The 22,794-nt window shown below is 52.6% G+C and carries 20 protein-coding genes, 1 pseudogene and 1 riboswitch; of the genes and pseudogenes, 18 read left to right on the top strand and 3 right to left on the bottom strand.

All coding sequences use genetic code 11. The annotated features are described in order from the left end of the window. Nucleotides 1-213: 213 nt before the first annotated feature. The 3 genes from QLG08_RS18475 (at nucleotide 214) to QLG08_RS18465 (ending at nucleotide 6,416) form a co-directional block, all read left to right on the top strand. On the top strand, nucleotides 214-4,035 hold the full coding sequence (locus QLG08_RS18475) for a pcar (RefSeq protein ID WP_282473118.1): 3,822 nt from the start codon (nucleotides 214-216) through the stop codon (nucleotides 4,033-4,035). A 766-nt stretch (nucleotides 4,036-4,801) separates the two neighbouring features. After that, nucleotides 4,802-5,635 (top strand): GNAT family N-acetyltransferase, encoded by an 834-nt coding sequence (locus QLG08_RS18470; RefSeq protein ID WP_110268920.1) that lies wholly within the window; start codon nucleotides 4,802-4,804, stop codon nucleotides 5,633-5,635. Beyond that, the gene (locus tag QLG08_RS18465; RefSeq protein WP_282473117.1) at nucleotides 5,625-6,416 is read left to right on the top strand and encodes a site-specific integrase; all 792 of its coding nucleotides are present in this window, start codon (nucleotides 5,625-5,627) and stop codon (nucleotides 6,414-6,416) included. The genes QLG08_RS18470 and QLG08_RS18465 overlap by 11 nt, the downstream gene beginning before the upstream one ends. A 323-nt stretch (nucleotides 6,417-6,739) precedes the next feature. Here QLG08_RS18465 and QLG08_RS18460 read toward each other — a convergent pair whose 3' ends face one another. Continuing rightward, nucleotides 6,740-7,285 carry an AAA family ATPase gene (locus tag QLG08_RS18460; protein ID WP_116197922.1) on the bottom strand — a complete coding sequence of 182 codons (546 nt, stop codon included), beginning with the start codon at nucleotides 7,283-7,285 and terminating at the stop codon, nucleotides 6,740-6,742. Nucleotides 7,286-8,319: 1,034 nt separating this feature from the next. On the opposite strand from QLG08_RS18460, the gene QLG08_RS18455 reads away from it, so the two are divergent. Then, nucleotides 8,320-8,913: a hypothetical protein gene (locus QLG08_RS18455; protein WP_282473116.1), complete on the top strand. Its 594-nt coding sequence runs from the start codon at nucleotides 8,320-8,322 to the stop codon at nucleotides 8,911-8,913. A 22-nt stretch (nucleotides 8,914-8,935) separates the two neighbouring features. On the opposite strand, the gene QLG08_RS18450 is transcribed toward QLG08_RS18455, so the two are convergent. Beyond that, entirely contained in the window at nucleotides 8,936-10,363 is a 1,428-nt protein-coding gene (locus QLG08_RS18450; protein ID WP_282473115.1) for a hypothetical protein, read from the bottom strand. Between the two features lie 480 nt (nucleotides 10,364-10,843). On the opposite strand from QLG08_RS18450, the gene QLG08_RS18445 reads away from it, so the two are divergent. The 7 genes from QLG08_RS18445 to QLG08_RS18415 all read left to right on the top strand — a co-directional run bounded on the left by QLG08_RS18445 (nucleotide 10,844) and on the right by QLG08_RS18415 (nucleotide 15,021). After that, nucleotides 10,844-11,482 carry a ParA family protein gene (locus QLG08_RS18445; RefSeq protein ID WP_116585293.1) on the top strand — a complete coding sequence of 213 codons (639 nt, stop codon included), beginning with the start codon at nucleotides 10,844-10,846 and terminating at the stop codon, nucleotides 11,480-11,482. Further along, nucleotides 11,475-11,837, top strand: coding sequence for a hypothetical protein (locus QLG08_RS18440; RefSeq protein WP_282473114.1), 363 nt, complete (start codon nucleotides 11,475-11,477; stop codon nucleotides 11,835-11,837). Before QLG08_RS18445 ends, QLG08_RS18440 begins: the two co-directional genes overlap by 8 nt. A 498-nt stretch (nucleotides 11,838-12,335) precedes the next feature. Beyond that, a complete protein-coding gene (locus QLG08_RS18435; protein WP_282473113.1) occupies nucleotides 12,336-13,292 on the top strand; it encodes a plasmid segregation protein ParM in 957 nt (318 codons plus the stop codon). Nucleotides 13,293-13,296: 4 nt separating this feature from the next. Then, nucleotides 13,297-13,662, top strand: a complete 366-nt coding sequence (locus QLG08_RS18430; RefSeq protein WP_105087999.1) for a plasmid partitioning/stability family protein — start codon at nucleotides 13,297-13,299, stop codon at nucleotides 13,660-13,662. A 15-nt stretch (nucleotides 13,663-13,677) separates the two neighbouring features. Then, complete coding sequence (locus QLG08_RS18425; RefSeq protein WP_105088000.1) at nucleotides 13,678-13,920, top strand: hypothetical protein; 243 nt, start codon at nucleotides 13,678-13,680, stop codon at nucleotides 13,918-13,920. Between the two features lie 78 nt (nucleotides 13,921-13,998). Next, nucleotides 13,999-14,682, top strand: coding sequence for a hypothetical protein (locus QLG08_RS18420; protein ID WP_282473112.1), 684 nt, complete (start codon nucleotides 13,999-14,001; stop codon nucleotides 14,680-14,682). A gap of 96 nt (nucleotides 14,683-14,778) precedes the next feature. Further along, nucleotides 14,779-15,021 carry a hypothetical protein gene (locus QLG08_RS18415; protein ID WP_019105461.1) on the top strand — a complete coding sequence of 81 codons (243 nt, stop codon included), beginning with the start codon at nucleotides 14,779-14,781 and terminating at the stop codon, nucleotides 15,019-15,021. Here QLG08_RS18415 and umuC read toward each other — a convergent pair. Then, nucleotides 15,014-16,054, bottom strand: a pseudogene (gene umuC / locus QLG08_RS18410) (translesion error-prone DNA polymerase V subunit UmuC); the annotation flags it as partial. The gene QLG08_RS18415 and the pseudogene umuC sit on opposite strands and share 8 nt — an antisense overlap. Nucleotides 16,055-16,302: 248 nt before the next feature. Between umuC and QLG08_RS18405 the strand changes: the two are divergent. The 7 genes from QLG08_RS18405 to QLG08_RS18375 all read left to right on the top strand — a co-directional run bounded on the left by QLG08_RS18405 (nucleotide 16,303) and on the right by QLG08_RS18375 (nucleotide 22,793). Then, on the top strand, nucleotides 16,303-17,301 hold the full coding sequence (locus QLG08_RS18405) for a beta-propeller fold lactonase family protein (protein ID WP_348996724.1): 999 nt from the start codon (nucleotides 16,303-16,305) through the stop codon (nucleotides 17,299-17,301). A gap of 151 nt (nucleotides 17,302-17,452) precedes the next feature. Further along, nucleotides 17,453-18,613, top strand: coding sequence for a TDT family transporter (locus tag QLG08_RS18400; protein ID WP_014606788.1), 1,161 nt, complete (start codon nucleotides 17,453-17,455; stop codon nucleotides 18,611-18,613). Further along, entirely contained in the window at nucleotides 18,610-19,209 is a 600-nt protein-coding gene (locus tag QLG08_RS18395; RefSeq protein WP_042677661.1) for a uracil-DNA glycosylase family protein, read from the top strand. Before QLG08_RS18400 ends, QLG08_RS18395 begins: the two co-directional genes overlap by 4 nt. A 49-nt stretch (nucleotides 19,210-19,258) precedes the next feature. Continuing rightward, nucleotides 19,259-19,328, top strand: a riboswitch (Fluoride riboswitch). 78 nt (nucleotides 19,329-19,406) lie between these two features. Continuing rightward, the gene (locus QLG08_RS18390; protein ID WP_014606790.1) at nucleotides 19,407-20,315 is read left to right on the top strand and encodes a DHHA2 domain-containing protein; all 909 of its coding nucleotides are present in this window, start codon (nucleotides 19,407-19,409) and stop codon (nucleotides 20,313-20,315) included. Next, on the top strand, nucleotides 20,312-20,737 hold the full coding sequence (locus QLG08_RS18385) for a universal stress protein (protein WP_014606791.1): 426 nt from the start codon (nucleotides 20,312-20,314) through the stop codon (nucleotides 20,735-20,737). The genes QLG08_RS18390 and QLG08_RS18385 overlap by 4 nt, the downstream gene beginning before the upstream one ends. Nucleotides 20,738-20,752: 15 nt before the next feature. Continuing rightward, entirely contained in the window at nucleotides 20,753-22,042 is a 1,290-nt protein-coding gene (gene eno, locus QLG08_RS18380) for a phosphopyruvate hydratase (protein WP_282473110.1), read from the top strand. Between the two features lie 43 nt (nucleotides 22,043-22,085). Beyond that, nucleotides 22,086-22,793 carry a 2,3-bisphosphoglycerate-dependent phosphoglycerate mutase gene (locus QLG08_RS18375; protein WP_282473109.1) on the top strand — a complete coding sequence of 236 codons (708 nt, stop codon included), beginning with the start codon at nucleotides 22,086-22,088 and terminating at the stop codon, nucleotides 22,791-22,793. Nucleotide 22,794 lies beyond the last annotated feature (1 nt).

Here is a 22,794-nt window from a genome sequence, read left to right as displayed (position 1 = left end):
ATTCGGTTTAATCCCGCAACAGTCCGGGATGCTGACCCTGATGACGCCTTTTTTAACGTACCGGCATTCGTAAATAGGCGGTACCGCATCCCTGTCTGATGCTCCTTCTCAATATATATGTCGCTGCCACCATTCGGGTACTTTATTACAGTGAACTCACCAGGAAAGTGAAGATATACTGATGTGAATTACAAAAAATAATAAGGTGACAACATGCTTAAACAGCCAAGGCTGGCTGATGTTCTTTTTCACGCAGCCTCTCCGGAGCCAGACGAAATAAGTACCGCTGATGAGTATGAAGCGCTTACGCCCAGCATCATCGAGCCGCAGGAGTCGTCCACTTATACAGATGCACTAAACTTCGCCTGTTCCCGTGGGGATATCAGAAACATTGCCGTCACCGGTGCCTATGGTGCGGGTAAAAGCTCTGTCCTGCGGACATGGAAGGAGTGTCCTGATAACGATTTACGCATCATGACTGTCTCACTGGCTGACTTCGAGATGCAGTCCGCTTCACGTCCAAAAGCTGAGCCCGCCGACAAGGAAGGAAACACGAGCGCTGCCGACGATAAAAAAGCCGCAGCGGAAGAAAAAACCATCGAGTACAGCATCCTTCAGCAGCTGCTGTACAAAGAAAAAAAGAGTGCGCTTCCTTATTCACGTATTGAACGCATTACCGATATCTCTTCATTTCAGGTTGCTAGAGTCGCCGCAGACCTGCTTTTAATCCTGATTGTTATGCTGGCCGGCCTGCTCTGTCTCTTTCCGGAGTACGTCAGTAATAAACTTTCCCTGCCCGGGATGATCAGCCAGTATCTTATCGACAGGACAGCATGGAGACTTGTTCTGGCCGGAGTACTGCTTTTTACCGCGCTGTTTATGTCTGTCAGAAAACTTCACCGTATCGGCCTTTTTGACCGCCGTGTCAGCGTTGACAAGATCGACATGCTGAAAGGGGCCATATCAACCCGTCCCTCTTCCCCGTCCCTTCTTAATGTCTACATCGACGAAATTGTGTATTTCTTTGAGCAGACCGGGCACAACGTGGTGATTTTCGAAGATCTGGATCGCCATAACGACGGGGCCATTTTTATCAAGCTGCGGGAAATAAATCAGATTATCAATAACACCCGCCCCGACGACGAACCTGTCCGGTTCATTTACGCCGTCAGGGACGGGCTTTTCTCAACCGCTGAAGCCAGGACGAAATTTTTCGATTTTGTGATCCCGGTGATACCGGTCATGGACAGCGAAAATGCCGCAGAGCATTTCAGCAGTATGTTCAGGGAAACTGAACTCGGGGATCCTGACTTCACTAAGTGTGTCTCCAGCCTTGCCCTTTTCATACCGGATATGCGGATCATGAGGAATATTGCGAATGAATTCAGGGTCTATCAGAATCTGGTAAACGGTGCCGGTGACATCACGCGCCTTCTTTCTATGATTGCATACAAAAATATATTCGCTGAGGACTATCACAGTATTGATGAAAAAAAAGGGGTGCTGTATTCCTTCGTCAGAGCCTTCGTATCCGGTGGGTTAAAAGAAGAACCGGTTAAGGAAAGGCTTGAAAAAATAAAAAAAACTCAGATTGAAATTGCTTCTCTTCTCAGTGATGACGCCGGAAGTTTAGCAGAAATAAGGAGAAGCATCCTTTCCGAATACATAACGCCCAGAATGGAGCAAAACTTACAGTTCCATTTTGGAGGAGGTGAGGTTTATGATTTAAGCTCACTTTCAGAAAATGAGGATATATTCAATAAATTAAGGAATATTACCAGGTTCTATTTGTGGTCTAAGGAAGCGGGAGCGGTTGTTTGTACGTTTAATCAGAATACAATAAAGGAGATAATGGATTGCTATGAGGACAGAAAAACCACTCTGGATAAAAAGACGAATGGCGAAGTCATTCAGCTGAGAAATGATATTGACAGCCTTAATGATGAGATCAATGCGCTAAATCAAACCAGCCTGGCTGCTTTGGCCCGCACTCTGGGCCATGAGGGTTTTTTAAAATGGGTTTACGTAAACGGTAACGCTGACGAGCCAACGCCTGAAACAGATAAAAAAAGAACTGAACACCTGGAGTTCCTCTATTTTCTTCTGATCCACAGCTATATTGCGTCTGACTACATGTTTTACCGGTCGGTATTCAGGCCGGGCAGCCTCAGCCATGAGGACAATGAATTTATCAAGGCGGTCAGTGTCGGCCGGGGGCTGACCTATACACTGGACATGCCGCTGAGGCAGATCGAAAACGTCGCAGCCAAGCTGTTCAGTCTGGGGCTGATGATGGACGACAATGCCTGGCATCCTGACGTCCTGCTTTACCTGCTTGAAAATAACCTGAGTGAACTTCAGCCCATCATTCAGGTTCAGGCCGGACATGACTGGCGCCTGGCCCGACTGGCTGAACATACCTTTAAAAAGTGGAGTATGCCGCAGCGTATTCGTTACGTTGAACGGGTTGCTTCCAGTAAAGAAAAGGCATTCGCGTTTGTCCAGCGTCTCTCTGAAATGAAAGCAAGTGTGGCCGCGTCTGAACTCCTGATCTTGCAGCTCTGTTCTTCCCGGCTCAGGTGGAATCATGAAACAACCGACATGAAGCGGTGGGCGCGGTCCATCCTCGCCAGTAACGGCACTTTCCCTGACCAGGTGCCGGAAGGATACCTCAGCACGTTCATCAGGAATGTAATTAATACGCGTCTGTACCTTTCAAGGCTGGACGTGTGTGAGTCAGCGGAGGGAAGAAAAATTGTCAGAAGTATTGTCGATAACGGGCAGTGGTCATACTCTGCGGATAACCTAAAAAATATTTTCGTGATGCTGACTGACGGCGCGGAAACAGATCGTGAATATCTTCATAACTTTCCCCTATCAGCCATTGAAGGGCTGAATATTCCGGCGTTTAAAACACTCGTGTGGAAAAATATCAATAATTTTATAGTCGATTACTTTATTAAATCACAGGAACACTCCCGCATACCGGAGCTGCTCAATAACAATTCAGTCATCCCTGAAAGATGTTTTGATATAGTAACCAGAATGCAGTTCATTATAGACGAAGTCAGCGGGATCAAAAACCGCTCAGTAATGTTCGACGGGGCTGAAAGTAAGCCGGAAGGCAATGATTTATATTCTCTTCTCCTTGAATATCACCGGGTCGGTACAAACTGGAAACAGCTGAGTTACCTGCTCCACCAGGAAGTCGTCTCAGTCCTGACTATCGCAAAATGGTTTAATGATATTCACCTCGCATTTAAAGATACCAATATCCTTTCACATTCATCTGATTCGCCTTACCACCTGATGCAGCATTTTTTTAATTCTCCGGCACTGAGCGAATCTTCCCGCAAAAAGATTCTTGCCAACCTCCATGTGGTGTTTCTGTCTCTGCCCGGGAATCTGCCCCCTGAACAGGTCGCTCTTATGGTTGAATACGGGAGGCTTGCACCGACAGGCGAGGTATTTACGGAGATCCGTGACACCTATACAGATAATGATGAGGGCGTGAGTGAAATACTGGCCAGCCTCGTTTCTCAGTACCCGTCTCTGCTCACAAACCATCCGCTGACGGTCCTTGTGCATGATGATGAGCTCGATTTTCCCCTGGCTGAGAGGCTGTTCAGCAATGATGAAGTCATGAAATCCGCTGGCATAAGTACCCTGAACTGGTTGTGGGGCTACAACCCTGACATCTTTGAAGGGCCGCTGTTTATACCGGCAGAGTCTCTCAGGCACATTGTGCCTGCGCTGAAAAATGATGACCTGCGGCTTGCTCTGCTTTTGCAGGCGCTCAGCGCCGGGGATCTCTCCCATCAGATCATTACGCTGGTTCTCAGCTCCCTTTCCGACGATGACTACCGGGTTTTTCTCAGTACCAAAGCCCACCGCTCGGTGCCTTACACGAAGGCCCTCATCAAAATGGCGCGCCTGCTGGAAAAGGCCGGATTCATCCAGTCCCTAAACGTGAATGAAGCCCGTCAGCGCATCAGGTTTGTTCCACACTGCAGTTCAGCTTTCAGGCATCATTAGCGTTTATCACCATAAATCCTGCATACAGCGGCTTTTACCCTCTGTGTTCAGGATTCCTGTCTTTATGCTGAACTGGCTTGCTGTAATCGCAATTTTTTGTCACAGGCTGGTTTTAACCTTTATTCACTGCAGTCAGCATACTGGCTTTTTGTTAACTTCCGCAGATCCGGAAAAAGGTGAAACCGGATCTTCTCCCCGCCACCGGCCGTTTTCTGCGCAGCACACCACATGTTGTGGCTCACTCAGCTGCACATGACACAACATAGGGGACGCGTCAGCGAAATCCCGACCGGAAAACCCCGCTTCCGCCCGCCCCGCCGCCGTGCTACCCTTCCGGTTACTGCCCGATACGGAAAAAGTCGGATCCGGCAACTGAGGGCTTCCGGTAATTGCGGTGCAGGAATATAAGCAGGCTATTTTTCATATTGGTGAATATATCGTGTGTTATCTGTTCAGGCGTGACCGTTATGCCGAAGTCAGTCACTCAGGTAAATTAAATGATTTCTGATAATCACCTGGTGAATTTTCATGCATGAACAAGTAATTTTCCGTGACAATATCTAAACGGACACATTTACTGCGTAACTGTTCAGGGCGTTACCGGTTCTGATGAACAGAGGGCAGTGCCGGGATCTGTTATTTCCCCAGCGTCCTGTATCGCTGCCGGAAGCTCAGCTCCGGTTTCTGACAGTCCAAAACGGAACCATGCCGCTGCTCGATGCGGGCACCCCTGAGGGCGGATCGTCTTTAGAGCAAAGGAGGATGGATGGACCGATTTACTCACAGGCCTGAAGATATGTGGTTCAGGGAAAATGAAAATGCGTGGCTGCTGACTCTGCCGGAAATACGGACGGAAGGGCATCTTATACCGGCCTGCAAGATAGTCGCTGTCCGGACTGTAGGTGGCGATCGCTACGAGGATGGGCTCTCCTGCACGCTTTTTCTCAGTTGCCAATATGAAGGCAATACCCTGGACCAGACTTTTGCGGCTGTGCTGAGAACCTACATCCGTCCGGACGGCAGTGAGTATTCATTTCTGGATCTGACCGGCGGGGATTTCGTTATTGACAGCAGACTGAGGGGGCGCGGTTTGGGATCCTGGATCATGCAGCAGCTTGTCTGCTGGGCCAGAACCCTGCCCGCGGATATGCGTGTCCGCCGTATCAAACTTTCAGTCCGGGACGATGCTGATGAAGAAAATTACCTGCGGCGTGAGAACTTCTGGCGCGGGCTGGGTTTCCGGTTTGCAGAGAACAGTGATAAGTCCTTTTCTTTGCGTATCCGTGATCTCCGGTTCCCCAGAGGCCGGCGCTCTTCGCTGGCTGCCGTTCGCCTGGACCTGGCCGTCAGCGAGCTGAGCCGGACGTGCACGCAACAGCAGCAAGAGCTTGATTACCTGAAGGCGAAAGTGGCAAGGCAGGCTGAACGTATCTGCTTCCTGACTGAACGTCAGTGGAAGGTGCGTCTTGTCACGGGGCTGTGGGCCGGGCTGTTTTTTCTGCTGAACAGGGCAGACCGCCTGTTTAAAAGAACGAAGGCCGGCCGGCCGGACGACCTGCCTGATGACCGGAACCCGTCACAACGGAGACATGACTATTAACACTGATCTGCAGATTTACCCGACACAGGCGTCCGCGGTGACCCCTGCTTTACTGCCCGTCGCGATCGATTATCCGGCGGCGCTGGCGCTGCGACAGATGGCTGCGCTGATTGACGACTTACCCAGATACCTGCTGGCGCCGGAGGTCAGCGCCCTGCTGCACTATGTGCCGGACCTGCACCGAAAGATGCTGCTGACCACCATGTGGAACACCGGCGCGCGCATCAATGAGGCGCTGGCCCTGACGCGGGCCGACTTCACCCTGACGCCGCCCTACCCGTTTGTGCAGCTGGCCACCCTGAAACAACGTGGTGAGAAGGCGGCCCGTAGCCCCGGGCGCGCGCCGTCCGGGGTGGTGCCGCACCGGCTGGTTCCGCTGTCCGATCCGCAGTATATCGCCCAGCTGGAGATGATGGTCGCCACGCTGCGGATCCCGGTCGAACGGCGCAATCCTGACACCGGCCGGACGGAAAAGGTGCGGCTGTGGAGCGTGGCCGACCGCACCGTCAGGACCTGGATCAATGAAGCCGTGGCGGCCGCTGCGGCCGACGGTGTGACCTTCTCGGTGCCGGTGACGCCGCACACCTTCCGGCACAGCTATGCCATGCACATGCTTTACGCGGGGATCCCGCTGAAGGCGCTGCAGAGCCTTATGGGTCACAAGAGCCTGAAGTCAACTGAGGTATACACGAAGGTCTTTGCGCTCGATGTGGCGGCGCGTCACCGGGTGCAGTTTCACATGCCCGGAACCGACGCAGTGGCTATTCTTAAAAAAACCTGACAGCCAATACCCCGCGTTTCAGGATGTGCACCTCTGCCCGGCCGTTTCGGTACGCTGTGAAGAAAAGGCTGTCGAGTAAAATTCTAATCCAGTGAAAGTCGTCCCGCACGGGATTCACGGGAAGGACCGGACGGCGCAGTTGCAGAACAACGTCCCGGGGGAAAATGTCACGCACCGTCCGACTCAACATGAAATACCACGGCCTGCGTAAAAAGCCACCGGATGCCGGTGAAGCACAGAAATGGTGTACTGTTGCTGCCGTGAACTTACATCGTTTTTAACCGGGGCCTGCAAAAGACGAGGCGTACTGCTGTGTATTACTTTCAGCGGAGTAATTCCAGCCCCCATTGCTGACAGCAGGCATTAATATCACGGGATGACTTCAGCATCACTTTGGGAAGAGTGCTTTTGCAGAAAAGCTCTCTGTGACGGAGCTGGTTTTTAGGCGCAGTCAGCGTGATGTATTTGAGCATTTCCCAGGTCACGTTATCCTTTCCGGTATAAAGACCACCGATTCTGGGAATCGACGAATAGCACCGCTTTATATATCGCAGCAGTGCCAGAGGCATCGAAACATCCAGCAGTATCAGCCCAGTGGCACGCGCAAGTCGCTGTTGTAAACACTTCGTGTAATTACCATCCATCACCCATTTTTCCGTGTTCACGGCTTCGGTATGTAATCGATGAAAATCTTCTGATTTCCTGGGGATCCATTTTGTACCCGGCTGGTGATGGAGTTGGTCCAGATGGATTAAAGGCAGAGATGTTTTGGCTGCTATCGCGCTGGCCAGCGTGGATTTACCGCTGTTGGAGGGGCCCAAAATGCAGATGCGATGGCCGAGTTCTTCCAGTGACACTGATATATCCATAAATCACCCCCGATCACTCGTGTCCCCTGTAAACCCGGCTATCTTAACATATCTATCTTATCTGCCTTCCCCTGAGACACTGGCGAACAGGGCCTGAGCGGCTGAGGCTGACCGGAAACGTCAGGGATGAATTGTGGTTTATAGGCTGAGAAAATAAAGCGTATTTACCCCTAAATAAAGGGCCCAGCCTCCAAAATGTCATAGTACTGTCGTGAATGGTGCCAGGGGGAAGATTCAGGAGGTATACTCTATTTGGCCTGTTTGTTTTTACAGGCCAATATTAACATTGAGCGACTTAAATTGGCTAGCCAGTATTTGGCTATCCTAATTGGCCAGTATAAGGCATAATTATTAGAAAACTATATATAACTATAGGTTCAATTTATATTTATAAACTGTAGTTATAGTTTCATATGTTGCATTTTCGTTAGGTTAGTATTGCTTTTTCACTGTCACTTTGGAGATGATCGCTATGTTGGCTAACTTGTTAATTATCGAGTAATTTGCGATCTAATAAGTTAAAGTGTCTATTTACACATCTTTTTGTCAGAAAGCATTTTAAGAAAATACTACTTAAAACCAATGAAAATTATCGAATATGACACGTTTTGACGATCTGAATATGAGTGGTTTACCAAGACAGCAATCGAGTCGGTTCAAAGTGGCAGAGATTGAATATGTCGTTTTTTTTACACAAATAACTTCAAAGAATCCCTTAGATGCTGCTGTAGATTTACCGAAGGGATTTTACATGCCGCAATATATTAATCATTACGACGTAACTTTTGATTCAGTTCAAAATATGAATCAGAAAACACATTTCGAAAGAGTTGACTTACCTGAGGGCGCTGGGACAAGGGTTATCAAATGCGTTGAAAGAATAATTTTTGACCACTATAATGAGTATAGGGTTGGACTATACTCGTTTGCTCCTGCTGATCTGAAGCTTACCAGTGTATATTGCCGACTAATTTCAAAAAAGAAGCATAAAGGTTCAACTATTGAAGTTGGGCTGGAACCAGAGGGGAAGGCGAATGTCTTACGAACGCCAAGATTCTACTAGCAGATTGCAACTATATCGCCAACGACAAGCTGAGCGTATGGAAGCGATGATGCAAGCTATTCATGAAGGCAGAACTACTGTCGTCACATCTTCTCCTGTACCAGTGTCCGCCTCTGAAGACGTATCACATGCTCACAAAGAACAAATCCCGTTAAAGGCAATTGAGAAAGAAACGAAGTCAGATTCTCGTTTAAATAAATGCTTTGACTTAGGTAATTATAAGTTTTTTGGACCAGGTTTACCAAACGCAACGGCTCAGTGTGTGAGTCATGCCTTGCGTACAGGTCCGTTATACGGAAGCGAAGCAGTACAACATTATCGAAGCAGTATCCGAGGTTATATAGATGAAATATTTGCTCATGTACTTGCATCTATAATAGCTAAAGATGGAAAACCGGCTCATGGCGAGTTATTTTCTTATGACGCGAAAATGGGCAAGTTTGTACCTTTAAAAATCGGCCCAAAAAAATCTATCGCTAATACGGTTGATTTAATTATGGAGCCTAAAAGATTTAGGCGTGGTTCTAGAAAATCTGAATATATTTCTCTCTACAATAAAAAATAGCCCTGCAAGGGCTATTTTTTTCTTAGAATGAATCATCATCCTCAAATTCATATAGCGGTCCTGCTGCAAGTCTGTGTGAACTGGGTACATAATTTTTTTCTTTTACTTCGAAATGATTTTCTGCGAAGTGTTTGTTGTAAACATTGATTAAGCTTTTATTCTTTGTCTCAATAAATTTCTGTCGCACTTCATGTGCTTCAAGTACTCGTATTTCACATCTCCTTCGTATATCGTTATTTTTTTTATATTGGCTAATAGCATCGCTTGATTCTGAGCTGAATTTTCCGGTTGTCCATAATTCAATTATTATTTCTGCATTTGGGGCATCATTCTTAGCCTGATCGATAAATACAGGTATCTGTTTTCCCACCCAATTCTTTATGTCATCATGCTTTACAATAGAATAGGGTTTATACCCTTTACACTCTATGAATCTGATTTCTCTGTGTCTTTTAGTCACGCATACATCACTATCAGCAAATTTTCCTTTCTTGTCTTTGCAAAGTCTACCAATCTGGACCTCTCCACCATCACTTCTGACTGCCTCAGCGACAAGGTATTCAAACAGTGCGCCCTGCAGCTGTGCGTTTGCGCCTCTAATCTGAGAGAAACAAGTCATTATGGAGTCTATTTTTTCAACTTTATCATTTCTATGGGAAAAGTATTGCGCAAGAAAAGTATTTAGCTCGTACAAGCTACGCGCAACTTCTTCTCCGAAAAGATTGTTAGGTGTCGCTGGCATTATTCCTAACTTTTTTAATTCAATAAACGCGTCTTTATCGAACTCTGTCGCAGCGAATACGAAAAGGGTACGCCCGACGTTTTTGAGGGACATAACAGATTTACATTTTGCTATGAATGGCTGAACTTCAGTCAGCGACACCTTGACTCCAAGTAAAACATCACACGCAAAAAATCCAGGCTTAATATTTTCAATGTTTCTTGTGATTAGTGGTGACAGGTATGAGGGGGCTGTAATATCAAACGGATAATTCGAAATAAATGGCGTGTCATTTAGCCGGGTTTTGACAGAGTCGTGACTGACCAGGTTTAAGTTTTGCGCCCACTGAACGATGGATGAGATAAATACAGACTCGGTTACAAGTCGTGCATTGACCTGTCTTGCTTGTCGAGCAAAACGTTTATCTTCCTTTTCACTAATTACTAGGCACTCACCGGTGCCTGGTAGGGCTAACTTTTTGCATAAACCTAAACTGATTAGATTCTCCATGACTGTATTGAAAGATAGTTTTTTCTTCATAGCCAGAGGCGAGCCACTGGCGGCCCCGAAGTGATTAACTGGTACAATACCCCCTCTGGCCAACATTGCTGACAATGCTAAGCCATATGCCGAACCCGTAGCTATTAACTGTTCTGTAAAGACCCTCCAGAACTTGCCACTACCGTAATCTTCTTTTGGATACACAAAGTGTTCACGCTTAGGAAACATGTTCTTTATACTGTTAATCTCACCTGACTTGACTGCTCTTGAAATCAGCTTCCTTGCGTTCTCTGGGCTAATGCCCCGCTCGCGTATGAGCAGATCTGCTAACGTTGAGCTTAAACAGGGACCTTGTTTCTGTAGTAGTTTGGATATAGGTATCATATGTAATGTCACACTGCGCTATTAATAATTACAAACATACAGCGATTCAGTCTTTAAAAAAAGACATTAGGTTACCTATTGATTTTTAACACTATTAAGTGTGTTTTTATAAGTCAGGTTAATTATATGCCGCGATTGCATTTTTTTAGATTAAAAATCTGTATAAATTTTAGGCGTGCTAGCGGTTCATTTGATTATGCTAAAAAAATTATATCTTGCAGCAATATAGAAGCATGCAGCATTATTGCTGCAAACAAGTTGAAAGCGCCTTGTTTTTTTAATAGATTATCTTGCAGCAAGATTGCTGCGTAATTGAGAGGGTGTATGGCCTGGATTGTTGGATTCATTTCCCAGAAAGGTGGTGTTGGTAAAAGCACGATGTCCCGTGCATTTGGCCGAGAGGCAAACGCTGGAGGTATTGTTACTAAAATAGCTGATCTTGATACTGAACAGGCTACTACCACTGACTGGCATCGTAGACGCCTTTCCAATGGTCTTCCCCCTGCCTGTTCAGTTGAGCTTTTCAAGACTGTTTCTCAGGCACTATCCGTTGCAGACAACGTCGATCTTCTCATCCTGGATGGTCCCGCTCGTGCAAGTAAGGGCACGACTGAAATTGCTAAAGTGGCTGATCTCGTAGTGCAACCTACAGGTGCATCACTCGATGACTTAGTTCCAGCAATCAAAGTTTTTCATGCCCTTGTTAAAGAAGGCGTTCCACGCAATAAACTCGTTTTCTCATTGAGCAGGGTTGGAACTGATGCTGAAGAAGCTGATGCTCGTGCCTATATCTTAGAGGCTGGCTATGACGTTCTCGACGGCTGTCTTTTCGAAAAACCTGCTTACCGTAAAGCAATGAATGCAGGGCTTGCGGTTACTGAAACCCGATACAAAGGTCTCAATGAAAGAGCTGATGAACTGATTCAGGCTCTCATTAACAAAGTGGGAGAGCAAAATGGCTGATTTGTCTGCATTGAAAAATAAATCTAAATCTAAAGGGTTAGGCTCTCCTCCTGGACCTGATGAATACGCTACGAGTCTGAACTCTCCAGAGGTCGCGCCAGCTCCAGATATTGCTGAAGCGGCAAAAGCACCGTCTTCAACTGGGGCGTCACTGGAACAACCTGTTCAGGAGCCTTATATCAAGCGTGATGGCAGAAGCATGCGCAAAACCAATCGCACAATTCCTTTCGCGACTCGCGTTTCTGCTGAGTTTGATCAGCGCTTCCGGGATATAGCCTATCAGGAAGATCTCAAAATAGTTGAGCTGTTGGAAAAGGCCCTGCAAGCTTATGCAGAAAAACAGGGTTATAAGTAGCAGCTAGATTGCTGCTAGATTGCAGCATGATTAATTTTATCCATCTGGAGCCTGAAGTTAGTTTTTATTTGCCTGCAAGATAGCTGCTATCTTGCAGCATTCTGTTACTTCAGGTTCTTTCTTTTTATTGATTTTATCTTGCTGCAATCATGCTGCTATCTGTTTTAACTCATTGGCCGATGTTTTCTTTATTTTTGTTTTGCAGCAAGATTGCTGCAATCTTGCTGCATGTAATCTAAGTGGCTTATTGATAATTGGTTAAAAGATGACAGCAAGCTAGCAGCAATCTTGCTGTCATCTTGCTTCAAAATTCTGCTCTCAGGAAACCAATTTACAGACCTACTGCTCATGTTATCTGCAATCTTGCTGCAAGATCAAAACACTCAATGAGATATTTAAGAGAATAATTTGAGAAATATTGAGGTTGGGTATATATCTGAGTTCCTCCATAGTGTATATTTGTCTCATATTTTTCTCAATTAATGGGTGATCTGGGATATGAAAGTGTTCATCGATGATGGTTCTACAAACGTAAAGCTGGCCTGGAAAGACAACGGCAGTATCAGAACGTACCTGAGCCCGAACAGCTTCAAGCGCGAATGGTCAGTGGCATTTGGTGAGAAACCGGTTTTCAATTACACCATGAACGGCGAGCAGTACTCTTATGATCCGATTGCGCCGGAAGCGGTGAAAACCACGAATATTGCATGGCAGTACAGCGACGTGAACGTGGTTGCTGTGCATCATGCGCTCCTGCAGACCGGCCTCAAACCCTGTGAGGTGGACATTACGGTCACGCTGCCGCTGACAGAGTTTTATGATCACAATAACCAGCCCGCAGCGGCAAACATCGAAAAGAAAAAGGCGAGCCTGCTGCGTCCGGTTTCTCTGAACGGGGGTAAGGGCTTCAAAATCCGCAGCGTCTCGGTCATGCCCGAATCCATCCCTGCCGGCTTTGAGTTGCTGAGTGAGCTGGACCCGCTCGATTCACTTCTCATTGTTGATCTGGGGGGAACGACGCTCGATATTTCACAGGTCCGTGGTCGCATGAGCGGTATTACGCGCATTCATGGTGACGCAACCATTGGTGTGTCACTGGTAACGACCGCGGTCGCGGACGCGCTGCGTGTTGCAGGAACGCGGGGCAGCAGTTATCTTGCCGATGATATAATTGTCCATCGTAATGATGATGCATACCTGGAGCGCCGGATTAACGATCTCTCACGCGTGAGCTTGGTGAAAAGTACCATTAACGAATCACTTGAACGTCTCACGCAGCGTGTTCTTAGCGCCATGAAGGCGTTTGAAGGCTATACCCATGTCATGGTCATTGGCGGGGGGGCTGAAATTATTGCTGAGGCCGTTCGCACGCACTGCGGTGTGAGGGCAGAGCGCTTTTATAAAACCGACTCATCCCAGTTCGATTTGGTCAGGGGGATGATTGCTATCGGATAACGACATGGATACGCGCAGAAAGATCCAGTTTTACATCAATCCCAAAAGCAGCCTCGGTGAGGCCTATGCAGACAGTCACACCGATGGAACACCGCAGGGTGAGCGCGGCCGCCTCTGGAAAGCGGCCATGCTCAGCGGGTTTGCACTTGAGCGCATTGATCCGCGTCTGCCGTTCCTGCTGTCGGAACTGCTGAGCGAAAACACGACTGCAGAAGAAGTGCTTCAGGTGATAAGTGCTGTCAGCCCTAAAAGCGCCACAGCGCAGACTCCGCCTCAGGCTGAAAGCGTTCCTGAGCCGGCTGAAGCATCCCCGAATGCCACTGTCGATGAAACCCGCAGTAATGCCAGAGGCATGTTTGGCGGCAGTTAATTTAACGAGGTCATCATGAACAGATTGATACTGCTGGTAACGGGGTTTCTGGGATTAAGAAAGCTCACCGGCAAAGACAGAAAGAGTGCGGGAGAGTGGGGTTTTCTGCTCAGTATGCTTTTTATTGTCCCGCTGCTACTGGGGATGATTGAAAAAGAGGTCATTAAAATTGTGCTGCAGCTGTTCTGGGCAGGTTTTCTGACCCGTTCAGCTTTTCTGGCCAATGATACCTGGAAAAAGAACAAGCAGCAGCGCTGAAACTTGAGCTTAAGTTTCCGATGAACCTTAGCGCGCAGCTTAACGACAGTCTGAAAATTAATAATTAACGCAGGCACCATGAGCAGCTTCAGCGATATCCGGCCGGTTAACATTACCAACGAAGGGTTTGACCGCAGCCACAACGGCCAGTATTTCCAGACCAAAGACCTGGATATGGAATACGGCATGGCCGAATACTGTATCTTCAACGCGCAGCTCTACAGGAATGTCAGTGATGCCGGGGCAGGGGAGTCCGCCGCGGTGCCTGTGCCGCATACGGGCACAGTCGATATCTACACCTCAGTTAAAGAGTGCAATCAAAAGCTGGTTTACTGGGTGGAATACCGGCTCGGGTTTGAAGCAGGCAAGCTCATGACTGTTGAGCTTACGGACAAAACTCTGCAGGAAGACCTGCGGGACCTGTCTAAGTTACGCCCGGCCAAACCGGCCAACCGGGTGGAAGTCACGATCAGCGTGAAAGAGCTGAGTGGGGAAAGACAGCGGGCATTTGCGGCCTCGCTGACGGACGAGAAACTGTCACGCATCCGCGATATTCTCGGCGAGCCGACGGCATCCATTTTCTTTCCCGCTGTACCCGTAGTGGCAGGAAATAATGATCCGTTCTTACGCTTCTCGTCAGTCACGACGGTGGCATCTGTGGTACAGAGCATGGAAGATTTACGAAGCGCCGCCGACGAAAACCTGAATGTCATCTCCCCCACAGGCGACAGGATTGTGCTTATTGACGAGTCACATTTGTAATACGGGGCCCACCGGTTCATTCCGGATGACGGACAATCTGAATGACAGTTCGCACTGTCACTCGCTCAAGGCGCTGGTACAGGGTGACATGGCGATATGACAGTGAAATCCGTAATCGACCTCATCGCTGAATTACCATTACCTTCATTTTTGGCGATGATGAATGCCTTCCCTTTAATCCTGACCATTGCGGTTGCAGGCGCGGTGACCTATTTATCGCTTTCCCCCGAGCGAAGAAAACTGCGGTTTGTTTTCCTGATGCTGGCAATAGTGGGAGGAGTATTATCTGTGCTGAACCCGGCGTTTCTGATACCCGTAGCTGCAGTATTCATCAGGTAACTTTTGCGACCGGTATATCGCTCCAGCGCGTCGTCCACGCCGGTGACAGCATGTCCCGCTTCATCTTCCACTCCGTATCGATCCCCTGACCCGCAAACCATACCCGTCCCAGGCCTGACTGGTTAATGCCGTCCAGCACCTGCATCAGCTGTGCGCTGTTCGCCCGCGGCCGGTTGTCGTCAAACAGGTTGAGCTGGCTGACGCCGTGAGGCGTGAAGTCATCAAGCATGACGCCAGCCTTCATGTACCGGTGGCCGTCTATCCAGATGCGGTCCAGCGCGCGCATGGCCACGCCGATAATGTCCCGCGTGTCCTGGGTGGGCAGGGTGAGTTTTTCCCCGGCCGTATTGCCGTAAAACGTCTCGCCTACAGCATGCGGTGAGGTACGGACAAAAACGCTGATGTGCCTGCAGTACTGGCGTTCGCCCCGGAGCTTCTCGGCGGCGCGCGTTGCGTACTGGCAGAGTGCCTGCTGCATGGCCACTTTGGTGGTAATGCGTGAACCGAAACTGCGGCTGCAGACAATCTGCTGCTTTGCCGGCGGCATCTCTTCCAGGGGAATGCACGCCTCGCCGTTCAGCTCCCGCACCGTCCTTTCCAGCACCACCGAAAAGTTCTTCCGGATGAAGGCGGGGTGCGTGCGCGCCAGCTCCAGCGCGTTGGTGATGCCGAGCAGGTTCAGCTTTTTACCTATACGGCGCCCGACGCCCCAGATTTCCTCGACCGGCTGGCGCATCAGCAGCGCCTCGGTCCGCTTCGGGTTTCCGGGCGTCAGCGCCAGCACGCCCTTAAACTGTGGCCACTCTTTGGAGGCCCACTGTGCTGATTTGGCCAGCGTTTTGGTCGGGCCGATGCCGGCGCCAATCGTCAGTCCGGTTCTGGCCAGAACATGGGCACGCAGCCGGTGGCCGAAGTGCTCAAAGTCTTCACAGCCATCAATGCCGGTCAGGTCTAGGAACATTTCATCGATAGAATACTGCTCGACTTTGGGCGTCCTATCCTCCAGAGCAGACATCACACGCTGGCTAAGGCTATGATTTATGTGGAATGCAATTTAAACAAAAAATTCAGTTACCATTCCTCTGAAGTTTATTTTCTGAACAGGAATTATTCAGCCTTGAACTACCTCAGTATGCTTACTGACAGGGGGGAAGGTTGAGGGTGGTAAGACATAGTCGGAAAATCGATTTCCCCGCCAGGATTTAATCTGCCACGCTTACTCTGAAGCCCTCAATCGGGCAATGAGTCTTATCCCTTACCCACCCCAATGCAGGAAAAATGATGATAAAAAAATACAGGATCCCGGGACTGACCGCGGTGGCGTTTCTTCTTATCAGCACCCTCGCCGGTGCCGCAGAGGAACGCTGGACGTTTGACGGCGATATCCACAACAATTCCCTTGCTGTCAGTCCCGATGAGAAAACGGCGGTGGCGTCCTACAGTGAGCGCTCTGAGGTGGTGGTCTACGACCTGGCTGCCGGGAAAGTCAGAAAGGTGCTGAAGGGATACGTCACGCCCCGCAATGCGCTTTTCTCCCCCGACGGGAAGGCCGTATATCTTTCAGACAGCAGCCTCGGCGTGGTCAGAAAAATCAGCACCGGGACGCTTGACGTGGAGACCTCGCTGCCGCTGGGGCCCGGGGCATTCGGCACAGCTATCAGCCGTGACGGTCAGCGCCTGTATGTGAATAACGAGGCCGCCAGCACGCTCTCGGTGTATGACCTGACGCACAACCGGCCCGTTGCGGTCGTGACGGGTTTTGCCCAGCCCCGTCAGGGCATAAAAATCAGCCCGGACGGCAAAACCGTCTACGTCACTAACTTTAAGGGCGATAAAATTACCCTGGTTGACGCCGTAACGGGCGAGATTCGCGGCGAGATAACAGGCTTCAGCAAGCTGCGCGCCATTTCAGTCAGCGCCGACGGCCGCACACTGTACGCGGCTAACAGCGGCAGCAACACCATCGCCGTGGTTGACACGCAGAAGCGCGCCATTACGGCAACCATTCCCGTGGGGCAGGATCCTTACGGTGCCGCCCTGACGCCGGATAACCGCTATGTTTACAGCGGCAACCTGGGCGACAACAGCCTCTCCGTTATTGATACCGCCGCCGGTAAGGTGGTCTCCACCGTTACCGGACTGGATGCGCCCCGTCAGGCCATCGTTTTCAGCAAAGACGGTGCCCGCGCGTGGGTGCTGAATAAAGACCTCAGCATTGCGGTCGTTGACCTGAAACAGAACCGCGTCACGGCCACGATTAAAAGCCCGCCGCAGGCCTGATTCAGTCCTTCCCTCACTCCGGCGGTGTGACGGTCCTTCCCGGAGTGGGAGAGTCTAACCACTTTTACTGGTTTATTTTAACTGAATAACCTGTTTTAAAGATTTAACCCGACGTGCCTATACTCTTTCTGTCTACTCAGGAGATTACGGCATGAACGATAAAATATTTACCCTGCATAACGGAGCGCGCCCGCTGAGCGCGCTGAGCAGCCCGAAAGAGGCTATACGTCAGTTCACGCCTAACTGGTTCGCCGCGACCATGGGGACCGGTATCCTGTCTCTGTCTCTGGCGCAGTTCCCCTGGCCGGTTCCGGGATTACGCCTCGTCGCCGAGGGACTCTGGATGTTTAACATCTTCCTGTTCAGCGTCTTTGCCGTGATGTATCTGGCCCGCTGGGTGATGTACTTCGGTGAGGCAAAGCGCATCTTTGGCCATTCAACGGTGTCCATGTTCTTCGGCACCATCCCGATGGGCATGGCCACCATCATCAACGGGCTGCTGGCGTTTGGCCTCCCCCGGTGGGGGGCTGACGTCATTCCCGTAGCGCACGCCCTGTGGTGGCTGGACGTGGCGATGTCGCTGCTGTGTGGCGTGTGTATTCCCTACATGATGTTTACCCGGCAGCAGCACAGCATTGACCAGATGACCGCCGTCTGGTTACTGCCGGTCGTGGCCGCCGAGGTTGCGGCAGTCAGTGGCGGCCTGCTGGCACCGCACATTGCCGACCCCCACGCGCAGCTCGGCATCATTATTACCAGCTACGTGCTGTGGGCGTACTCGGTGCCGGTGGCGCTGAGCATCCTCGCCATCCTGCTGCTGCGTATGGCGCTGCACAAGCTACCACACGAAAGCATGGCGGCCTCAAGCTGGCTGGCACTGGGGCCGATTGGTACCGGCTCGCTGGGGATGCTGGTCATCGGCGGAGATGCGCCCGGGGTGTTTGCCGCGGCGGGCATGCCGGAAATCGGTCATATCGCGCAGGGCGTGGGGTTCGTTGCCGGCATTCTCTTCTGGGGCTGCGGCCTGTGGTGGATGCTGCTGGCCACGCTGATAACCGTGCGATACTTCCGTGAAGGCATTCCGTTCAATCTGGGATGGTGGGGCTTTACCTTCCCGCTGGGCGTGTACACGGTCGCCACGCTGAAGCTGTCCACCCTCGTTGACCTGGCGTTCTTTAAAGGCTTCGGTGCGCTTCTTGTCGTCATGCTGGCCGCCATGTGGCTGCTGGTCGCGGTGAAGACGGTGCGCGGGGCATGGAGCGGGAAACTGTTTGTTTCCCCCTGTCTGGCAGGCCTGGACCGGAAGCCGTGAGTGAAACCTGCACGTCGCTGCTGGACCCGTTTTTACGCGAGGAACGCCTCGCGGCAGTCGCCGCGCCGCACGTGGCCGCGCTGAATCGCTGGGTCAGCGGGCTGCGTCAGCACGGCGTGGAGCTGCCGTGGTTTGATCCGGCCGACGGCGGGACCGGGGCCGGACTGCTCGTCCTGCTGCAGTCGCCGGCGCGCAGCAGCCCGTCACCCCGGTTTGTGTCGCGGGATAACCCGGGGCCGGCCCAGCAGAACCTGGGGCGGTTTCTGGCGGAAGCCGGTATTGCGCGCCGGGACAGCGTGCTGTGGAATACGGTGCCCTGGGTCAGCGACGGGCCGCAGAAACGGCCCTCAGCGGCGGACATCCGCAGCGGCTGCGCCTGGCTTGAGGACGTGCTGGCGTATCTGCCCGCGCTGCGCGTGGTGGTGCTGGCCGGTGCCGTAGCGGCTCAGGCCCGCGGGACGGTCAGTCATCAGTGCCCCGGCGTCACGGTGCTGAAGATGCCTCACCCCAGTCCGCTTTCACTTTGCACAAGCCCGGCGGTGCCGGAAAACATCCGCCGGGTGCTCCGCGAAGCACGCGCTGCGCTGGCGGGCTGAGGGTGCCAGCAGAATAATACTGACAGGCTTTCCGTCTGGCTCTATACTCAGAGTACAGGGTGATGGCGTTCCACCTTTCCCAACCGCTCCGTTCCGGAGCTGATGACGCCTGATGCGACTCTTGATTTTCAGGAGGTGCGTCAGGCCGTCCTTACTTTCCTCCCGGCCTGCGTACTTCCCTTTACGGGGAGAGACCCTTGATACACGTTTTTGGCCACATCAATCCTGACAGCGACGCCATCTGCACGGCGGTCGTCACCGCTCACTGGCTGACCGGGCGCGGCATGGACGCCCGCGCATGGCGTCTCGGCGAGGCTAACCGGGAAACCCGCTTTATCTTTGACACCGCCGGTCTTACGCTGCCGCCGCTGCTCGCTATTCCGCTGCAGGATGAACGGGTGTGGCTGGTCGATTTCACCGAGCCGGCGCAGGGGCCTGACGACCTGCTCCGGAGCAACGTCGTGGGCATCACTGACCACCACCGGCTGGGCGGGCTGATAACGCAACTGCCGCCGGAGGTGCATATCCGCCCGGTTGGCAGCAGCGCCACGCTGCTCTGGCTGCTGATGGACGCTGAAGCGCGCCGCACGCTGCCCCCGACGCTCGCCGTGCTTCTGCTGGGCGCACTCCTGAGTGACACCGTGAATCTTCGCTCGCCGACCACCACCGAAGACGATATCCGTTCGGCGACCGAACTGGGCGTGCTGTCCGGCGTAAACCGCAGAGCCTTCGCCCGTGACCTCCTCACCGCCAAAACGGACGTCAGCGGCCTCAGCGCCCAGCAGCTGCTGGGCAGGGACCTCAAGGCCTTCGTCATTGCCGGCACCGACGTGCGCATTGCCCAGATTGAGGTCAGCTCACCGACACAGGTTGCCCCCGTGATGGACGACCTGCTCGCTGCCCTGGCGTATCTGGCGGACCAGTCGGGTGCCGGGCTGACGGTGCTGATGTTGACCGACATTCGCGCCGGGTTTTCAACGCTTTACTTCGCCGGGCGGGAGAGCGTTAACGCGGCCTCCTGCTCCGTACCGGGCATGCTCAGCCGCAAAAAACAGCTTCTGCCGTGGCTTGAGTCCCGCCTTAACCAGAACGGGAGTTCATTATGACCTGCTACACCCACGCACTGATACTTGTGAACGACAAAGACGACGGCACCCTCCTGCTGAAACGGGCGGTCGCGCTGGCGCAGCCGCTCGGCATGAAAATCACCCTGGCCCACATCAGCGACGACTACCGGGAAATGAACTACGTGTCCGACAGCCTGATGGACGACGTCGTGTCGGAAGAGGTGCTGAAAGCCAAAGCGTTTATGAGCGAGCTGGCGGCCTCCGTGCCTGAGGCGGTAGACACGCGGGAGCTGGTGACCATGCGCCGCTTTGAGGACGTGGAGAAGTGCATCAATGAGCTGGGCGTGGACCTCGTGCTTGCCGGGCACCGCAACCGCTTTATGGGAATGCTGACGTCCCGCTCGGCGGAATACATCAACCACCTCACGGTGGATGTGCTTATTACTCACCTGAATGACTAAACCGGGAGAAACGCTATGCACTTTACACTGGATAACGTGACCGCCCGGGAAATTCTTGACTCTCGCGGCAACCCCACCGTTGAAGTTGAGGCCCGGACCCCGGACGGGATGATGGCACGCGCCTCGGTGCCTTCCGGGGCCAGCACCGGGTCGCGCGAGGCCGCAGAGCGCCGCGACGGTGACGCACAACGTTTTGGCGGCAAAGGCGTGCTGGATGCCGTCAGGGCGGTTAATACGGAAATCTGCGAAGCCGTGCGCGGCCTGGACGTGCGCGAGCAGCGGCAGCTGGACAACATCATGCTGATGCTGGACGGCACGGAGAACAAGAGTCGCCTGGGTGCCAATGCCATTCTGGGCGTATCGCTGGCGGTGGCCCGGCTGGCGGCACAGGCCTCGCACGAGCCGCTGTGGCGCTACCTGGGGGGCCTGCAGGCGAATCTGCTGCCCGTGCCGTGCATGAACATCATCAACGGCGGCGTGCACGCCCGCGGTCAGGGCGCGGACTTCCAGGAGTTCATGATAGCGCCACACGGGGCACCCACGCTGCGCGAGGCCGTGCGTCAGGGCAGCGAGGTCTACCAGGCGCTGCGCCAGATCCTGCTGGAAAAAAAACTCTCAGCGGCAGTGGGCGACGAAGGCGGTTTTGCGCCCGCCGTGTCGTCGAACCGTGACCCGCTGGCGTTTATCGTACAGGCGATTGAGAAGGCGGGATACAGGCCCGGAGAGGACATCAGCATCTGCATGGACCCTGCCTCAAGTGAGTTTTTCGCTGACGGTCAGTATCATCTGCGCACCGAGGGCAGCGCGCTGAGCGCGGCGGAAATGACGGCATACTACGGCGAGCTGATGGACCAGTTTCCGGTCATCCTGCTGGAAGACGGCCTGGCCGAGGACGACTGGGCGGGCTGGAAGCATCTGCACCAGCAGCTTGCGGGCAGGGCCGAGCTGGTTGGTGACGACCTGTTTGTAACCAACGTGAAGTACATCCAGCGCGGCATTGACGAAAACCTCGCCAGCGCCGCGCTGATCAAGCTCAATCAGATAGGCTCGCTCAGCGAAACGCTGGACGCCGTGGCTCTCTGCCAGCGGCACGGCTGGGGTGCGTTCATGTCTCACCGCAGCGGGGAAACCACGGACACGTTCCTTGCCGATCTGACGGTGGCCCTGCGCGCGGGACACCTGAAAACCGGCGCGCCGTGCCGCGGCGAACGCGTGGAAAAGTACAACCAGCTGATGCGCATTGAGCAGGCGCTGGGTGAGGACGCGCACTACGCGGGGCTTCATGCGTTTGTGCGCCGCACGTAACACATCCGCCGGACGGTCCCCGTCCGGCAAAGAAGGAATGCCTGTGGCCCCTGCAACGCTGATCCTCCTGCGGCACGGCGAAAGCCAGTGGAACCGGGAAAACCGTTTTACCGGCTGGACGGACGTGCCGCTGACGGTCAGGGGGCGGCAGGAGGCCGACCGGGCCGGTGACGCGCTGCGGGCAGTGGGCCTTATGCCCGACCGTGTCTTCACCTCGGTGATGACACGCTGCGTTCACACGGTCTGGCGGGTGCTGGACCGTCTTGACCGAAGCTGGACGCCCGTGGAAAAGAGCTGGCGACTGAACGAGCGCCACTACGGTGCGCTGCAGGGGCTGAACAAGGAGGACGCTGCCCGGATGATGGGGGAAGAGACCGTCCGGCTATGGCGCAAAAGCTTCAGCGGCATTCCGCCCGCAGACGCGGAGGCTCCGGCGCAGCTGCGTCGGGATCTGCGCTATCGCCGCGTTGCGCTGGCCGACCTGCCTGCAACGGAAAGCCTGGAAATGACCCTGCGTCGCGTCATGCCATACTGGCACCACGTTGTGGTGCCACAGCTGCGCTGCGGAAGTACCGTTCTGATTGTGGCGCACGGCAACACGCTGCGCGCCCTGACCGCCTTTCTGAACGGCATGCCCCACGACAGCGTGGCACAGCTGCACATCCCGACCGGCGTGCCGGTTGTATATGAAATGGATACGGCCGCACAGGTCGTGTGCCGTTATGTTCTGAATATTAAAAAAAAGGAGTGAA

It is taken from the genome of Pantoea sp. V106_11 (genome assembly GCF_029967885.1).
GTDB classification, from domain to species: domain Bacteria; phylum Pseudomonadota; class Gammaproteobacteria; order Enterobacterales; family Enterobacteriaceae; genus Pantoea; species Pantoea ananatis.
The sequence above is the reverse complement of the archived record's forward strand: the minus strand, read 5'-3'. Positions and strand labels throughout refer to the sequence as shown.

What these genes read in the sequence shown, in the direction of transcription:
- QLG08_RS18450 (WP_282473115.1), bottom strand. Translation starts at nt 10,363, where the DNA reads ATGTTTCCTAAGCGTGAACACTTTGTGTATCCAAAAGAAGATTACGGT.
- QLG08_RS18455 (WP_282473116.1), top strand. Translation starts at nt 8,320, where the DNA reads ATGTCTTACGAACGCCAAGATTCTACTAGCAGATTGCAACTATATCGC.
- QLG08_RS18460 (WP_116197922.1), bottom strand. Translation starts at nt 7,285, where the DNA reads ATGGATATATCAGTGTCACTGGAAGAACTCGGCCATCGCATCTGCATT.
- QLG08_RS18405 (WP_348996724.1), top strand. Translation starts at nt 16,303, where the DNA reads ATGATAAAAAAATACAGGATCCCGGGACTGACCGCGGTGGCGTTTCTT.
- QLG08_RS18425 (WP_105088000.1), top strand. Translation starts at nt 13,678, where the DNA reads ATGAACAGATTGATACTGCTGGTAACGGGGTTTCTGGGATTAAGAAAG.
- QLG08_RS18385 (WP_014606791.1), top strand. Translation starts at nt 20,312, where the DNA reads ATGACCTGCTACACCCACGCACTGATACTTGTGAACGACAAAGACGAC.
- QLG08_RS18465 (WP_282473117.1), top strand. Translation starts at nt 5,625, where the DNA reads ATGACTATTAACACTGATCTGCAGATTTACCCGACACAGGCGTCCGCG.
- QLG08_RS18400 (WP_014606788.1), top strand. Translation starts at nt 17,453, where the DNA reads ATGAACGATAAAATATTTACCCTGCATAACGGAGCGCGCCCGCTGAGC.
- QLG08_RS18415 (WP_019105461.1), top strand. Translation starts at nt 14,779, where the DNA reads ATGACAGTGAAATCCGTAATCGACCTCATCGCTGAATTACCATTACCT.
- QLG08_RS18435 (WP_282473113.1), top strand. Translation starts at nt 12,336, where the DNA reads ATGAAAGTGTTCATCGATGATGGTTCTACAAACGTAAAGCTGGCCTGG.
- QLG08_RS18420 (WP_282473112.1), top strand. Translation starts at nt 13,999, where the DNA reads ATGAGCAGCTTCAGCGATATCCGGCCGGTTAACATTACCAACGAAGGG.
- QLG08_RS18430 (WP_105087999.1), top strand. Translation starts at nt 13,297, where the DNA reads ATGGATACGCGCAGAAAGATCCAGTTTTACATCAATCCCAAAAGCAGC.
- eno (WP_282473110.1), top strand. Translation starts at nt 20,753, where the DNA reads ATGCACTTTACACTGGATAACGTGACCGCCCGGGAAATTCTTGACTCT.
- QLG08_RS18445 (WP_116585293.1), top strand. Translation starts at nt 10,844, where the DNA reads ATGGCCTGGATTGTTGGATTCATTTCCCAGAAAGGTGGTGTTGGTAAA.
- QLG08_RS18470 (WP_110268920.1), top strand. Translation starts at nt 4,802, where the DNA reads ATGGACCGATTTACTCACAGGCCTGAAGATATGTGGTTCAGGGAAAAT.
- QLG08_RS18475 (WP_282473118.1), top strand. Translation starts at nt 214, where the DNA reads ATGCTTAAACAGCCAAGGCTGGCTGATGTTCTTTTTCACGCAGCCTCT.
- QLG08_RS18440 (WP_282473114.1), top strand. Translation starts at nt 11,475, where the DNA reads ATGGCTGATTTGTCTGCATTGAAAAATAAATCTAAATCTAAAGGGTTA.